Consider the following 15,030-nt stretch of genomic DNA (forward strand, 5'->3'; position numbering starts at 1 on the left):
GCGGCGCGATGGCAAAGCTCCCGTTCGTGTTTGGGCCCCTGCCCGGCGTGGCGCCCGGCCACGAGTTCCGCAACCGCCTGGAGCTATATGGCGCCGGCGTGCACACCCAAACGCAAGCCGGCATTAGCGCCCGGCAGGGCGAGGGCGCGGCGTCTATCGTGCTGTCGGGCGGCTACGAGGACGACGAGGATTGGGGCGGCGTTATCATTTACACCGGCCGCGGGGGCCGCAGCGCCGAGAGCAACCAACAGGTAGCCGACCAAACCCTGACGGGTTCCAACCTGGAGCTGGCGCGCAACTGCACCACGGGGCTGCCGCTGCGCGTGATCCGCAAAGTAGAAGCCCGTAGCGGCAGCTTCTACCGCTACGACGGCCTCTACCGTGTGGCGGGCTATTGGGCGGAACCGGGCAAATCGGGGCCCCGCGTCTGGCGCTTCCGGCTAGAGCTGCTTCCCGACGATGGCCCCCCCGGCTCCAATCCGGCAGCGGCGGCTTCCGTCGTGGCCGAAGAAATTGCGGCCTACGGCCCCGCGCCGCGCCGGGCCAGTACGGTGCTGCGCGTGGTGCGCGACACGGCCATCGGCCGCTCGGTGAAGGCACTGCACGACCACCATTGCCAGGTGTGCGGGGTGCAGCTCCGGGGCGCGTTGCCTTACGCCGAGGCCGCTCACATCCGGCCGCTGGGGGCCCCGCACCACGGCCCCGATACGTTGGCCAACGTGTTGTGCTTGTGCGCTAACCACCACGTTTTATTTGATTTAGGTGCCTTTGGCATTGCCCACGATTTCCAGCTATTGGGTTTGCCCGGGCGGCTCATCACCCAGAAAAAGCACCTCATTACCCCTGAGTTTCTGGCTTACCACCGGGCCCATTTTTACGAGCCACAGACCAACGCCGGGCAGGAATAAGCCCCAACAAAGCATGGCATTATTCCCCTTCGGCCACGTGGGCACCGCGCGGGCCGGCGACTTGTTCGACTCGCACCACGAGCTGGCCGAACGGGGCCAGCACCGGCCGCTGCGGGCGGGCGTGTGCGCCACGGCCCAGCACGGGGCCGAAAGCATTATTCTGGCCGACCAGTACGAAGACGACGATATCCACGACGACTACTTCTGGTACGCCGGACATGGCGGGCGCAACCCCAAAACCGGCCGCCAGGCCGACGACCAGGACCTGAACTACCACAACCAGGGCTTGGCCCGCAGCCAAACCACGGGTCGGCCGGTACGGGTGTTTCGACGCATTGCTTCGCCGCCGGCAGAACGGCAGTTATGCTACGAAGGGTTGTTACAAGTGGTGGCGCACGAATACGTAACGGGCAAGTCAGGCTACCAAGTGTGGCGCTTTCGGCTGGAATATATCTGAACCACGGATTTATCGGATTGAGCAGATTAATCAGATTTCGGGGACGATTGCTTGGCTACTTTAATAATTAAGTACTTGACAATAATTGCTTTACTTTATCAGGCCGTCATGCTGAGTGCAGCGCAGCGGAGTCAAAGCATCTCTAATGCTCAACTAATCTGGATTGCTGCCGCGGGAGAGATGCTTCAACTGCGCTCAGCATGACGTGCTACTGGCCTCGGCGTACAAGCCTGATTTATCAACCAATTTTGCTTTTCAGGGCCCTCCGAAATCGTCCCCAAAATCCGACCAATCTGCCAAATATGATGAATCCGTGGTTCAAATAGATGCCTACGCCGCCGCCCACACGGCCCCCGAGCCGCCGCTGCTGGCGCAACTCACCCGCGAAACGCACCTGCAACTGCTCCTGCCGCGCATGAGCAGCGGCCACGTGCAGGGGCGCTTTCTGAGCCTGCTGAGCCAACTGATGGGGCCCCGGCGGGTGCTCGAAATCGGCACGTTTTGCGGGTACGCCACGCTGTGCCTGGCCGAGGGGCTGGCCGCGGGCGGGCACCTGCACACCATCGAAATCAACCCCGAGCGGGAGGCGCGCATCCGGCGCTACGTGGCGGCGGCGGGCCTGGCAGAGCGCGTGACGCTGCACATCGGCGACGCGCACGAGGTTTTGACCAGGTTGGCCGACGAAGTGTGGGACTTGGTCTTTATTGACGCCGACAAGCGCGCCAACGCCGCTTACTTTGAAGCAGTTATCGGCCAGGTACGGCCGGGCGGGTTACTCATCGTCGACAATGTGCTGTGGAGTGGCAAGGTGCTGCCAGGCCACGCGCTGAAGCCCGGCGACAAGGATACGCTTGCTGTACAAGCATTTAACGACCAGGTGGCCCGCGACCCGCGCATCGAGCCCGTGTTTTTGCCCCTGCGCGACGGCTTGCTGCTACTGCGTAAGAGGTAGGGGCCCGCGCGGGACTCCGGGGCCCTAGCCTGCCTGTCCGCCTTTCCGCCGCCTGTTCCCACTGCTTGTTGATGAAACGCTACTTACCGTTGCTATTGCTACTGGGCCCCGCCCTCGCCGCCCATGCCCAAACCGCCGTGAGCGGGCGCGTGGCCGACGGCAAGGACCAAAGCCCGCTCATCGGGGCCAACGTGCTGCTGATTCATTTGCCCGACTCGGTGCGCAGCGGGGCGGCGGCCGATGCGCAGGGCGCGTTTCAGTTTGATAACGTGGCCCCCGGGCGCTACCTGCTCGACGCCTCGTTTGTGGGCTACCAGCGCCTGCGCCAGGCCGTGACGGTGGGCGCCGAGCCGGTGCGCCTGGGCACGCTGGCGCTGGCCGCGGGCGGCGTGCAGCTGAAGGGCGTGATGGTGACGGCCGCCGCCCAGCTGGCCTCGCAGAAGGGCGATACGACGCAGTTCAACGCCCGGGCTTTTAAAACCAACCCCGACGCCACAGCCGGCGACCTGCTCCAGAAGATGCCCGGCGTGACGGTGGGCACCGACGGCAAGGTGCAGGCCCAGGGCGAAACCGTGACCCAGGTGCTGGTGGACGGCAAGCCGTTTTTCGGCACCGACCCCGACGCAGTGCTCAAGAACCTGCCCGCCGATGCCATCGACAAAATCGAGGTGTTTGACCAGCGCAGCGAGCAGAGCCGGTTTTCGGGCTTCGACGACGGCAATACCACCAAAACCATCAACGTCATTACCAAGGCCGAGTACCGCAACGGCAGCTTTGGGCGCGTGGTGGGCGGCGTGGGGCCCGCCAGCCAGCGCGACGCGGCCAGCAACGACGCGGCCCGCTACCGCCTCAGCGGCAACCTGAACAACTTCCACGGCGAGCGCCGCATTTCGGTGCTGGCGCAGAGCAACAACGTGAACGAGCAGAACTTCGGCACCGACGACCTGCTGGGCGTGGTGGGCAGCTCGAACCAGGGCGGCGGCGGCGGCGGCGGCCGCGGGGGTGGTGGCGGCGGTGGCGCATCCAACAACTTTTTGGTAAACCAGAGCGGCGGCATCACCAAAACCAACGCGCTGGGCCTGAACTACTCCAACGCGTGGAACAAGAAAACCCAGCTCACGGGCAGCTATTTCTACAACCGGGCCGACAACCGGGTGCTGAGCAACACGCAGCGCTACTACGTGACGGCGGCGGGCAGCACCTACAACCAGGACGCCAACACGGGCAGCCTGAACACCAACCACCGCTTCAACCTGCGCCTGGAGCACCAAATTGACTCGGCCAACTCCCTGCTCTTTATCCCGCGGCTGAGCTTCCAGCGCAACAACGGCAACAGCAGCTTGCAGGGCCTCACGGCCCGCAGCGGCGTGGTGCAGAGCCAGATTAACTCCGACTACGCGGCCCTGTACGACGGCGTGAATACGGGCGGCAGCTTGCTGCTGCGCCACCGCTACCGCCGCGTGGGCCGCACGCTCTCGCTGAACCTGAGCGGCGGCTACAACAACAAGGCCGGCAACTCGGACCTGCTCACCACCAACACCGGCTCGCCCCGCGCCAACCTCAACCAGCACAGCGACTTGACGCAGTACGGCAGCAACGTGGGGGCCAACCTCGCCTACACCGAGCCGCTGAGCAAAACCGACCAGCTCCAGGCGAACTACAACATCAGCTACGCGCCCAACAACTCCGACAAGCGCACGCTGGACTACGCCGACGCTGGCCGCCTGAACCCGCGCCTCGACTCGGCCTTGAGCAACGTGTTTCAGAACTACTACCTCACCCAGGCCGGGGGCGTCAGCTACCGGCACGTCACGCCCAAGTACCAGGCCAGCCTGGGCGTGGCCGGGCAGTATTCGGAGCTGATGAGCACCGCGCAGTTTCCGCGGCCGGGCACGGGCAACTATACCTTCGTGAACCTCCTACCCCAGGCCATGCTGAACTACCGGTTTTCGCGCCAGAAAAACCTGCGCATCTTCTACCGAACCAGTACCAATCCGCCCAGCATCAACCAGTTGCAGGCCGTGGTAAACAACTCCAACCCGTTGCAGCTCACCATCGGCAACCCCAACCTGCGGCAGGAGTACGGGCACTCGGCGGTGCTGCGCTACTCAGCGTCTAACTTGCAGGCATCGAGCAACTTCTTCGCCCTGCTCTCGGGCTCGTTCACCCAGAACCCGATTTCGAACCGCACCCTGGTGGCCGCCCGCGACACGGCCGTGGCCCCCGAGGGCGCGGGCCTGGTGGCGCTGCCCGCCGGAGCCCAGCTTACGCAGCCCACCAACCTGAGCCAGCAGTACAATGTGCGCACCCAGGCCAGCTACGGCCGCCCCCTCAAGGCCCTTAAGAGCAACCTGAACGTGAACCTGAGCGCCAGCTACGCGCAAAACCCCGGCCTCGTGAACGGGGGCCTGAACTACGCCCGCACGCCGGCACTCGGCGCGGGCGTGGTGCTCAGTTCCAATATCAGCCCGCAGCTCGACTTCACGCTCTCGACCAACGCCACCCAGAGCTACGTGCGCAACACGCTGCAAACGCGCCTCAACACCAACTACTATTCACAGGTCACGCGCCTACGCCTGGGCTGGATTGTAGGCCCCGGCATTAACATCCAAACCGACGTGGCCCACCAGGCCTACGCCGGCCTCTCAGCGGGCTACAACCAGCAGTACATCCTCTGGAACGCCAGCCTGGGCAAGAAGGTGTTTCCGGGCCAGCGGGGCGAGATTAAAATCTACGCCTTCGACCTGCTGGGCCAGAACCGCAGCATCCAGCGCAACGTGACGGAGGCCTACTACGAGGACGTGCGCACCACCATTTTGCAGCGCTACTTCATGCTGATGTTCACCTACAACATCCGCAGCGGCAACGTGCAGGTGCCCCAGGGCCCCGGCGAGGGCCGCCCCGGGCGCGGCGAGGGCGGCGAGCGGCGCGGCGGCTTCGACCGGCCCGACGGCGGGGGCCAGCGCCCCAGCGGTGGGGGCCCTAGCACGGACGGGGCGTAACCGCCCGGCAGTGGGGCCCCAGCACGGACGGGGCTAGCCCGGCGAGAAGCGGGCGGCGCACAAGCAGCGCAAAGGCCGTTCTTTGTACTTTGCTAGTCTGCTACTTCCCTTGCGTTTATTGATGAACACCCGCTTTTTGCTGCTGGGGCTACTGGCGCTGGCCGGGGCCCCGGCGGCGGCCCAGCGCCCGGGCGGGGCCCGCCCGGCCGTGCCGGCCGAGATGGACGCCCTGGGCCTGCACCTGGTGCTGACGGCAGAAGCCCAGCGCCTGGTGCAGCTCCGGGCCGATGCGCTGCGCCGGCACCAGCCCTCGTTCCAGGCGCGGGTCGATTTGGCCGACGCCGCGTTTCCGCTCATCGACCAAACCTTGCAGCAGGCGGGCGTACCGCGCGATTTCCGCTACCTCGCCTTGCAGGAAAGCGCCTTGCAGGCCGACGCCCAGAGCGCGCACGGGGCGGTGGGCTACTGGCAGCTCAAGCGCGAAACCGCCACCGGCCTGGGCCTGCGCGTGGACGGCGCCGTGGACGAGCGCAAGCACCTGGCCGCCAGCACCCGCGGGGCCGCCCGCTACCTCAGCCAGAGCAACGCCGCGCTGCGCAACTGGCTCGACGCGCTGCTGAGCTACTACACCGGCCTGGGCGGCGTGAAGCCCTATACCCTACCCACCGACGCCGGGGCCACCGAAATGGCCATCACCGCCGACACGTCGCCCTATGTGCTGATGTTTCTGGCCCAAAAGGTGGCCTACGAGCCCGCCTGCGGCCTGAACCCGCACCCGGCCCGGCTGCGCGAGCTGCCCGCCGTGCCGGGCCAGGGCCTGGCCCAGCAGGCGCAGGCCCTGGGCGTGCCGCCCGCCGCCCTGACCGCCCAAAACCGCTGGCTACTCGCCACCGCCGTGCCCACCGACGGCCGCGCCTACACTTTGGTAGTGCCCGTGGCCACCGATGCGCAGGCCGCCGCCGTGCGGGCCCGCCAGGGCCTGGGGGCCAGCCCCGACCTGCCCGCCCGCCCCGTGGCCGACGCCCGCCACCCCGCCGAGGTGCGCGTGAACGGCCTGCGGGCCCTTATTGCCCTGCCCGGCGAAACCACCGCCGACCTGGCCCAGCGTGGCGGCCAGCACCTGCCCCGCTTCCTGCGCGACAACGACTTACGGCCGTTCGACGCTGCCGTACCCGGCCGACCCTACTACCTCGAAGGCAAGCGCGACGATGCGGAGGTGGAGTATTACGTGGCGCAGCCCAACGAAACCTTAGCCGATGTGGCCCAGAAATTTGGGGTGCGCCGGCACGCGCTGTCCAACAAGAACCGCCTGGCTCCTTTTGAGGCCCTGCGCCCCGGCCGGGTGCTGTGGCTCCAGCACACACGGCCCCGCCACGTGGCCATCGAGTACCGCACCCCGCCCGAAACGCGGGCCCCCAGCCCCGCCGTGGGTGGCGCGGCGCCGCGCCCGGCCGTGCCCGCCGCCGCGCCACCCACGGCGGACCCGGCCAGCGACGACGATTCGGCGGATGCGCGGGCGGGCTGGCCGGCGCCGCTGCCCACGCGCCCCCGGCGCCCGGCGCCGCTGCCCACGGCGGGCCCCTCCCCCACGCCCGCCGTGGTGTACCAGCCCGCCCCGCCGAAGCCCATTCCCATACCCGCCCCCATTCCCGAAGTGGCAAAGGAAGAGCCCACGCCGCCGCCCGCCCCAGCCGTGCCCGTGCGCCGGCCCGTGTTGCCACCCGTGGCCGAAACCGTCCCAGTAGTGGTGCGGGCCCCCACACGGCCTGGGGCTATCCTGGCCCCAGCGCCGGTGCGCGCGGTGGCACCCAAGCCAGCGCCCGCGGCCCCCGTAGCCACGGCCGCGCCCGCCGTGCCTAGCCACTATCAGGTGCAACCCCACGAGGGTGTGTATGCCATTGCCCGCCGCTACAACCTGCGCCCTGCGGACCTGCTGGCCTGGAACCAGCTGCCGCCCAACGCCGGCCTCACCGTGGGCCAAACGCTGCGCCTGACGCCGCCGCCCGCCGCCAGGGCCCCCAGCACCGTTAGCATTATTTACCAGCCGCGGGCCACCGCCGCGCCGGTGGCAGGGGCCCCTAGCGCCTTGCCCGCCACCACGCCCGCCGTGTGGCACGCGGTGCTGGCCGGCGAAACCCTCTACAGCCTGGCAAAGCGCTACGCTTTGAGCGTGAACGACTTGCAGGCCTGGAACCACAAGCCCGACGCCAGCGTGCGCCTGGGCGAAGTGCTGCGCATGAACGCCCCGCCCACCCGCTGACTTTTTCGTCTTTTCAGAAGCTGTTCGAGTTAATGAAAACAGTGATGCTTCGCTGTGCTCTACATAACGTGCTACTTTTTTCTAGCTCTGAGACCACACATTTACGCCTTTTTAGCCCAGTTGTCGCATACGCTTTTTCTTCCGGTTGTTGGGCTTAGCACTGCTAGCGTTGGCGGTGGCACTGGTGGTGAATACGTTGCGCGTGCCCCGGCACTAGCTGGGGGCCCAGCCGCCGCCCGCACCCGTGGCCGTACCCGATTCGGCGGTGGCGCGGCTGGCGGCGGCGGTGCGCATTCCCACGGTATCAACCAGCGATTTTGCGCAAACGGATACGGCGCAGTTTGGACGGTTCGGGGCGTTTTTGCGGCAGGCTTTTCCGCGGGTGCAGCAGGCGCTTACTTGCCAGAAATTCAACACTTACGGCCTACTTTACGAATGGAAGGGCCGCAACCCAGCTCTGCCGCCCCTGCTCCTGCTGGCCCACTACGATGTGGTGCCCATGCAGCCCGGCAGCGCAGCGCAGTAGCACCAGCCGCCCTTTGCCGGCCGCGTGGCCGATGGCTACCTCTACGGCCGCGGCACGCTGGACGACAAACTGAGCGTACTGGGCCAGCTGGAAGCCGTTGACTACCTGCTACAAAGCAACTTCCAGCCCGAGCGCACCGTGCTGCTCGCCTTCGGCCAGGATGAGGAAACCTAGGGCCAGCGCGGGGCCGCCACCATTGCCGCCGCGCTGCAACGCCGCGGCATCCACCCCGCGCTAATTCTCGACGAAGGTGGCCTCGTCAAAACCGACGGCATGGCCGGCCTGGCCCAGCCCGTGGCGCTGGTCGGCATCAGCGAAAAAGGCTACGTAAGCCTGGAAATCAGCGCGATGGGCGTGGGCGGGCACTCGTCGATGCCGCCGGCGCACACCAGCATTGGCTTGGTGGCCACGGCTGTGGCGAAGCTGGAGGCCCACCCCTTCCCGATGCGGCTCGACGGCGGCGTGGGGGCCCTACTCGACTATTTAGCCTCGGAAGTACCCTTCGGTAAGCGGCTGGTATTTACCAACCGCTGGCTGTTTGGGCCCCTGATTAAGCGCATGCTGGCGGCCACGGCCTCCGGCAATGCGGCGTTGCGCACTACCACGGCGCCCACCATTTTCCGGGCCGGCACCAAGGATAACGTGCTGCCCATCGGCGCCGCCGCCACCGTCAACTTTCGCATCCTACCCGGCGACTCGGTGGCCGGCGTGGTGCGCGAAGTCCGGCGCATCATCGACGACGAGCGGGTGCAAGTGCGTTTACTGAAAAAAGGTAACGAGCCGGCGCCGGTTTCCAGCACCGCGTCGGCGGCGTTTGGGGCCCTGCATCGCACCATCGGCAGCGTATTTCCGGGGGCCCTGGTAGCCCCCTACGTGCTGGTGGGCTCCACCGACGCCCGCAGTTATGCCGGCCTCAGCCCTAACACCTACCGCTTCTCGCCCCTGCCCATGGCCGAGGCCGATATCCAGCGCCTGCACGGCACCAACGAGCGGATTCGGGTGGCCGACTACGAGCGGGTGATTCAGTTTTACGTGGCGCTGATTAAGAATTTTCAGCCCTAGTAAAAAGTTGGGCCCGCCCCGCGATGCGCGGAGCGGGCCCAACGAAAATTAATAAAAACGCGGCGTTACGCCACCACCAGCACCGGCCGGGCAAAGCGCCGGCTGCGGGCGCGCAACAGGGCCACCACGTCGGCGTCGGAGCCGTAGCGGCCGCCCAGGTTCACGAAGTTCTTGGCCAGCAAGTCGTAGCGCTTCAGCATGAGGAAGGCGAAGATGTGCAGGTAGTGGATGCCATCGAACACGATGGCGTCGTTGGCGGCGTACTTGTCCACGTTTTGGCGGAAGTTGGCGGGGTGGTCAGTCCAGTGCAGGGCCGGGCGCAGGTGGTGGCTGATGTGGTAGCCGTCGTTCCAGCACTTGTGGTTGTAGGCTGTGTTAATGCACGTCACGCTGTTGGTGTAGCAGTTATCGGGAGTGTTGGCGTCGATAAAGGCGTGCTGGCTCCAGTTGCCGAGCATCATCACCGAGCGCGTGACGAGCACCGGCACCACGAACACGGCCAGCGTGGCCGGCAGGTTCACGAAGGCCAGCGCCACCACGGCCACCACATAGGCCACCTCGCCGCGCAGCAGCTGGCGGTGCAGGGTGCGCTTACGGGTGCGGCGCAGGTAGGCCCCCAGGCGCGGCAGGCCCATCACCAGGAAATCCGCCCAGTAGCGCAAAAAGCTCAGCGCCGAGTCGCGCTGGTAAAACATGGTCGAGCTTTCGTCGTCGGGCATGTTGTTTTCCGGGTGGTGCATGCCCATGTGGTGGGTGAAGTACGTTTCCGGCGTCAGGCCAAACAGGGGCCCCACCACCCAGGGCGTGTACTTATTGAGCCAACCATGCGTTTTCTTGAACAGGGGCCGATGCGTGATGCAGTGCATCATCAGCCCCAGGGGCCCCTTGAAGTAGAACGTGCCGAGGAAAAAGTATAACCCCGCCGCCATCCACCACGCCGTGCCCACAACGGCTGGCACGAACAGCAGCACTGCCAGCGGCAGCATGGTGAGCGAGATTTGTAGCAGCAGGTACACAAATGGCAGGTCGCGCTCATCCTGCACGTAGCGCCGCGCAAACCGGTGAAAGCGGGAAGGAAGCACCGCCGGGGTATAACCGGGGTCGGTGCAGACGGCAAGGTCTTTCATGAAACTGAAATGAGCCCTTTTTCGCTGCTCAGCGCGCCAATGCGGCTTGTGAGGAGAGAACCCACAGGCGACTAGACCCAAAGGAGGCAATGAGGAAATGTGCACCACGCCCGTGGCTAACAGTGCTTCTACTTATTTGTTGGTGCGCCCAAGTATTGGTTTTATACGCAGTGATGTAGGATCTATACGCAGTGGTGTAAAGCTAGTTTAAACGGTAGGCTCTGGCGGCGGCGGCGCAACTTTCAAGTTATCAAACGGCTGGCCCGCGCCCCGGCTTCCGGGGTCCCAAATCCAGTCCCGGCTGGCGAACCATCCCCGGGGCCCCGGCCTTATCTTTACCCATAACCCCGTTTTGCCCCGCCCGCCGCCATGCCCGTTTTCTCGCACCTCCACAGCCACACCCAATACTCACTGCTCGACGGCCAGGCCAGCATTGGAGCCCTCATGAAAAAGGCCCAGGCCGACGGCATGCCCGCCGTGGCCCTCACCGACCACGGCAATATGTTCGGGGCCTTCAACTTCGTGGCCGAGGCCAACAAGTACAACGTGAAGCCCATCGTGGGCTGCGAATTTTACCTGGTGGAGGACCGCCACAAAAAAGCCTTCAGCCGCGAGAAGGGCGAGCGGGACGTGCGCCGCCACCAGCTGCTGCTAGCCAAGGACCAGGCCGGCTACCATAACCTGAGCAAGCTGTGCTCGCTGAGCTTCATCGAGGGCTCGTACTCGAAATTCCCGCGCATCGACAAGGAATTGCTGGTGCAGTACCACGAGGGCCTCATTGCCACCAGCTGCTGCATCGGGGCCGAGATTCCGCAAACCATCCTGTTCCGCTCCGAAACCGAGGCCGAGGAAAAGCTGAAGTGGTGGCTCGACTTGTTCGGCGACGACTACTACATCGAAATCCAGCGGCACGGGCTGATGAACTTCGACGGTACCGGCAAAAGCCAGGAAGACGTGAACCAAGTGCTGCTGCGCCTGGCCCACAAGCACGGCGTTAAAGTCATCTGTACCAACGACTCGCACTACGTGGACCAGACCGACTTCGCGGCCCACGACCTGCTGCTGTGCGTAAACACCGGCGAGGAGCACAGCATCCCGGTCGGCGACATTCGCACGAATTACTACACCCTGCTCACCACCGACGGCCAGGTGCGCTACGACCTGCTCGATAACCTGCGCCAGAACCACGGCCGCGACGAGCGGGCCCAGAAGCAGTTGCGCCGCATCGACGAGGAACTGCAGAAGCCCAAGCCGCACACCCGCTTCGGCTTCGCCAACGACCAGTTCTATTTCAAGAAGCAGGCGGAGATGAACGCGCTGTTCGCCGACGTGCCGGAGAGCGTGGACAACACGAACGAGATTGTGGACAAAATCACGCCGCCCAAGCTGGCGCGCGACATCCTGCTCCCCAACTTCCCACTGCCCGTCCAGTTCGCCAACGCCGACGAGTTCCTGCGCGACCTCACCTTCAAGGGTGCCTTTGAGGGGGCCCGGCCGCGCTACTCCGAGCGCACGCCCGAAGTGGAGGAGCGCCTGAACTACGAGCTGCGCATCATCCAGACGATGGGGTTTGCAGGCTACTTTCTTATCACTCAAGATTTTATTAATCACGGCCGCTCGGTGGGCGTGGCGGTGGGCCCCGGGCGGGGCTCGGCGGCGGGCTCGGCGGTGGCCTACTGCGTGGGCATCACCAACATCGACCCCATCAAGTATTCGCTGCTGTTCGAGCGCTTCCTGAACCCGGAGCGCGTGTCGATGCCCGATATCGACATTGACTTCGACGACGTGAACCGCCAGAAGGTCATCGACTACGTGGTGCAGAAATATGGCAAAACCCAGGTAGCCCAAATCATCACCTTCGGCACGATGGCGGCCAAAAGCTCCATCAAGGACGTGGCCCGGGCCATGGAGCTGCCCCTGCCCCAGACCAACGACCTCACCAAAATGGTGCCCGAGCAGGTGGGCACCACCCTGGCCAAAGCCTTCGCCGAAAATATGGAGCTGGACATGATCCGGCGCGACGAAAGCCCCGACAACCTCAAGGGCCAGATTCTGCGGCTGGCCGTGCAGCTCGAAGGCTCGGTACGCAACACGGGCATCCACGCGGCGGGCGTCATCATCGCCCCCGACGACATCACGAAGTACATCCCGGTTTCGACCTCCAAGGATTCGGACCTGCTCGTGACGCAGTTCGATGGCAAGGTGATTGAGAGCGCCGGGATGCTGAAGATGGACTTTCTGGGCCTCAAAACCCTGACCATCATCGTAGATGCCATCCGCCTGATTGAACGGAACCACGGCGTGAAGATCGACATCGACGACATTCCGCTCGACGACGAGAAGACCTACGCCATGTACCAGCGCGGCGACACGATTGGCACGTTCCAGTTCGAATCCGAGGGCATGCGCCAGTACCTCAAAGACCTGAAGCCCACCAATATCGAGGACCTGATTGCCATGAACGCCCTGTACCGCCCGGGCCCCATGCAGTTCATCCCAAACTTCATCAACCGCAAGCACGGGCGGGAGCCAGTTGAGTACCCGCATGACCTCCTGGAACCCATTCTATCTTATTCTCAGGGTATTATGGTTTATCAAGAACAAATCATGCAGACGGCGCAGATTCTGGCCGGCTACTCGTTGGGTGGAGCCGACTTGCTGCGCCGCGCCATGGGCAAAAAGGACATGAAAAAGATGGCCCTGGAGCGCGAGAAATTCACCAAGGGGGCCCTGGAGCTGCACAGCATTCCGGCGAAGAAGGCCAATGAGGTGTTCGACGTGATGGAGAAGTTTGCCGAGTACGGCTTCAACCGCTCGCACTCGGCCGCCTACTCGGTGGTAGCCTATCAGACTGGTTACCTGAAGGCTAATTACCCTGCCGAGTATATGGCCGCCGTGCTCACCAACAACATGGGCGACATCAAGAAGGTGACCTTCTTCATCGAGGAAGCCCGCAAGCAGGGCGTGGACGTGCTGGGCCCCGACGTGAACGAGAGCCTGCTGAAATTCAACGTGAACCAGGAGGGCAAAATCCGCTTCGGCATGGCCGCCGTGAAGGGCGCCGGTGAGCTGGCCGTGGAGTGCATGGTGGAAGAGCGCGAAAAGGCGGGGCCCTACTCCGACATTTTCGACTTCGCCAAGCGCGTGAACCTGCGCACCGTGAACAAGAAAACCTTCGAGAGCCTGGCCCAGGCCGGCGCTTTTGACGACTTCGGCAAGCACCGCCGCCTGTATCTCGATGCACCGGCCGGCGACCAGTCGCTCATCGAGAAGGCCATGAAGCTGGGCCAGCAGCACGCCGCTGCCAAGGAGAGCAGCCAGCACAGCCTGTTCGGGGCCTCGGCCTTTGGGGCGGTGGCCGCGCCGCTGCCCAAAATGCACGAGATGGAGCCCTGGACCAAGACCGAGCAGCTGCGCCGCGAAAAGGAAGTGGTGGGCTTCTACCTCTCGGGCCACCCCTTGGACAGCTACAAGCTGGAGTTGGACGCCTACTGCACCTGCGGCCTGGAGCAAGTGGAAAAGCACAAAAACAAGGAAATCAACGTGGCCGGCCTCATCACCAACGTGGCCTTCAAAACCACCAAAATGGGCCAGTCGTTCGCCACCTTCACCCTAGAGGATTACGAAACGAGCATCAGCCCGGCGCTGTTCCGCGACGACTACACGCGGTTTGCGCCGCTCATCAACCCCCGCAACTACGCCAACGAGCAGGTACCGCCCATGTTCGTGCGCCTCAAGCAGGAGCTGCGCCGCGGCACCCAGGACCAGTGGGACCTGCGCATCCTCAACATGCAGCCGCTGAGCGAGGTGGCCGAAAAGCTAAGCAAGGGCGTGCGCGTGCGCCTCGACCTGCGCACCGTGACGGGGCCCCTGCTCGACCGGCTGGAGGAAGCCATTCAGGCCGCGCCCGGCCGCAAGCGCCTCGAAATCCAGTTCGCCGAGCCCCACGAGCACTTGGCCGTGGATATGTTCTCGCGCAAGTTTCAAATTGAGCCTAAAGTATTTATCGAAAAAATGCAGGAGATGGAAATAGACGCCTGTCAGCTCATCTGAGGGCCCCGAACCTAATGCTCGCGCGCCGGGTTTGGTACGTACCAACGGACTTGGTAGCTAGCATGAACTTTCTATGGGGGCCGTTGTTAACGCCCCAATCTGCTACCTTGCGACCCCGTTGGCCGTACACGCCAGAATCCACTTTAAACTGAACCCTTACTGAAATGGGACATAAAGCAATTGAGATTACCGATGCTAATTTTGAGTCCATCATCAACTCCGACAAGCCGGTGCTGGTCGATTTCTGGGCCGAATGGTGCGGTCCTTGCCGCATGGTGGGCCCGGTAGTGGAGGAGCTAGCCAGCGAGTACGAAGGCAAGGTCATCGTGGGCAAAGTTGACGTGGACGCCAACCCCCAAACCTCGGCTAAGTTCGGCATTCGCAGCATCCCCACGCTGCTCGTGTTCAAGAACGGCCAGATAGTTGACAAGCAAGTAGGCGCCGTGCCCAAGCACGTGCTCGCCCAAAAACTCGAAGCCCAAGTAACGGCCTAAGCGCCCGCTCTTCCGTTTATAAATGCAAAAGCCTGGACCCCGCGGTCCAGGCTTTTTTGCGTGGTTTTGGCACGGTGCTTGCCGACGGACCTGTGCGGTACCGGGGCCCCGGCCCAACAACTTGAGCGCCGTAGTGCTACATTTCCGGTGGCATTGGGACGTTCCCGGGCCGCGCCGATTTCTTCACCT

At 64.4% G+C, this 15,030-nt stretch carries 11 protein-coding genes; 10 read left to right on the forward strand and 1 reads right to left on the reverse strand.

Translation table 11 applies throughout. The features are described from left to right. Positions 1-8 precede the first annotated feature (8 nt). From DDQ68_RS11475 to DDQ68_RS11510, 8 genes are all read left to right on the forward strand, one after another. On the forward strand, positions 9-908 hold the full coding sequence (locus tag DDQ68_RS11475; protein ID WP_109656430.1) for a YDG/SRA domain-containing protein: 900 nt from the start codon (positions 9-11) through the stop codon (positions 906-908). Positions 909-921: 13 nt separating this feature from the next. Continuing rightward, entirely contained in the window at positions 922-1,365 is a 444-nt protein-coding gene (locus tag DDQ68_RS11480; protein WP_109656431.1) for a YDG/SRA domain-containing protein, read from the forward strand. Positions 1,366-1,678: 313 nt separating this feature from the next. Then, positions 1,679-2,317 (forward strand): O-methyltransferase, encoded by a 639-nt coding sequence (locus DDQ68_RS11485; RefSeq protein ID WP_109656432.1) that lies wholly within the window; start codon positions 1,679-1,681, stop codon positions 2,315-2,317. 71 nt (positions 2,318-2,388) lie between these two features. Continuing rightward, a complete protein-coding gene (locus DDQ68_RS11490; protein ID WP_109656433.1) occupies positions 2,389-5,319 on the forward strand; it encodes an outer membrane beta-barrel protein in 2,931 nt (976 codons plus the stop codon). Positions 5,320-5,440: 121 nt separating this feature from the next. Beyond that, positions 5,441-7,579 (forward strand): LysM peptidoglycan-binding domain-containing protein, encoded by a 2,139-nt coding sequence (locus tag DDQ68_RS11495; protein WP_109656434.1) that lies wholly within the window; start codon positions 5,441-5,443, stop codon positions 7,577-7,579. Positions 7,580-7,823: 244 nt separating this feature from the next. Beyond that, positions 7,824-8,105, forward strand: a complete 282-nt coding sequence (locus tag DDQ68_RS11500; RefSeq protein ID WP_109656435.1) for a hypothetical protein — start codon at positions 7,824-7,826, stop codon at positions 8,103-8,105. A gap of 24 nt (positions 8,106-8,129) precedes the next feature. Then, a complete protein-coding gene (locus tag DDQ68_RS11505) occupies positions 8,130-8,279 on the forward strand; it encodes a M20/M25/M40 family metallo-hydrolase (protein WP_109656436.1) in 150 nt (49 codons plus the stop codon). Positions 8,280-8,378: 99 nt separating this feature from the next. Beyond that, positions 8,379-9,167, forward strand: coding sequence for a M20/M25/M40 family metallo-hydrolase (locus DDQ68_RS11510; protein ID WP_109656437.1), 789 nt, complete (start codon positions 8,379-8,381; stop codon positions 9,165-9,167). Positions 9,168-9,232: 65 nt separating this feature from the next. Here DDQ68_RS11510 and DDQ68_RS11515 read toward each other — a convergent pair whose 3' ends face one another. Further along, a complete protein-coding gene (locus tag DDQ68_RS11515) occupies positions 9,233-10,294 on the reverse strand; it encodes a fatty acid desaturase family protein (protein ID WP_109656438.1) in 1,062 nt (353 codons plus the stop codon). 369 nt (positions 10,295-10,663) lie between these two features. Here DDQ68_RS11515 and dnaE point away from each other — a divergent pair, with 369 nt between their 5' ends. Together dnaE and trxA are read left to right on the forward strand one after the other, a co-directional pair. Further along, the gene (gene dnaE / locus DDQ68_RS11520) at positions 10,664-14,347 is read left to right on the forward strand and encodes a DNA polymerase III subunit alpha (RefSeq protein ID WP_109656439.1); all 3,684 of its coding nucleotides are present in this window, start codon (positions 10,664-10,666) and stop codon (positions 14,345-14,347) included. Positions 14,348-14,511: 164 nt separating this feature from the next. Then, positions 14,512-14,841 carry a thioredoxin gene (gene trxA / locus DDQ68_RS11525; protein ID WP_109656440.1) on the forward strand — a complete coding sequence of 110 codons (330 nt, stop codon included), beginning with the start codon at positions 14,512-14,514 and terminating at the stop codon, positions 14,839-14,841. Positions 14,842-15,030: the final 189 nt, after the last annotated feature.

The sequence above is a fragment of the Hymenobacter nivis genome (assembly GCF_003149515.1).
Lineage (GTDB): Bacteria > Bacteroidota > Bacteroidia > Cytophagales > Hymenobacteraceae > Hymenobacter > Hymenobacter nivis.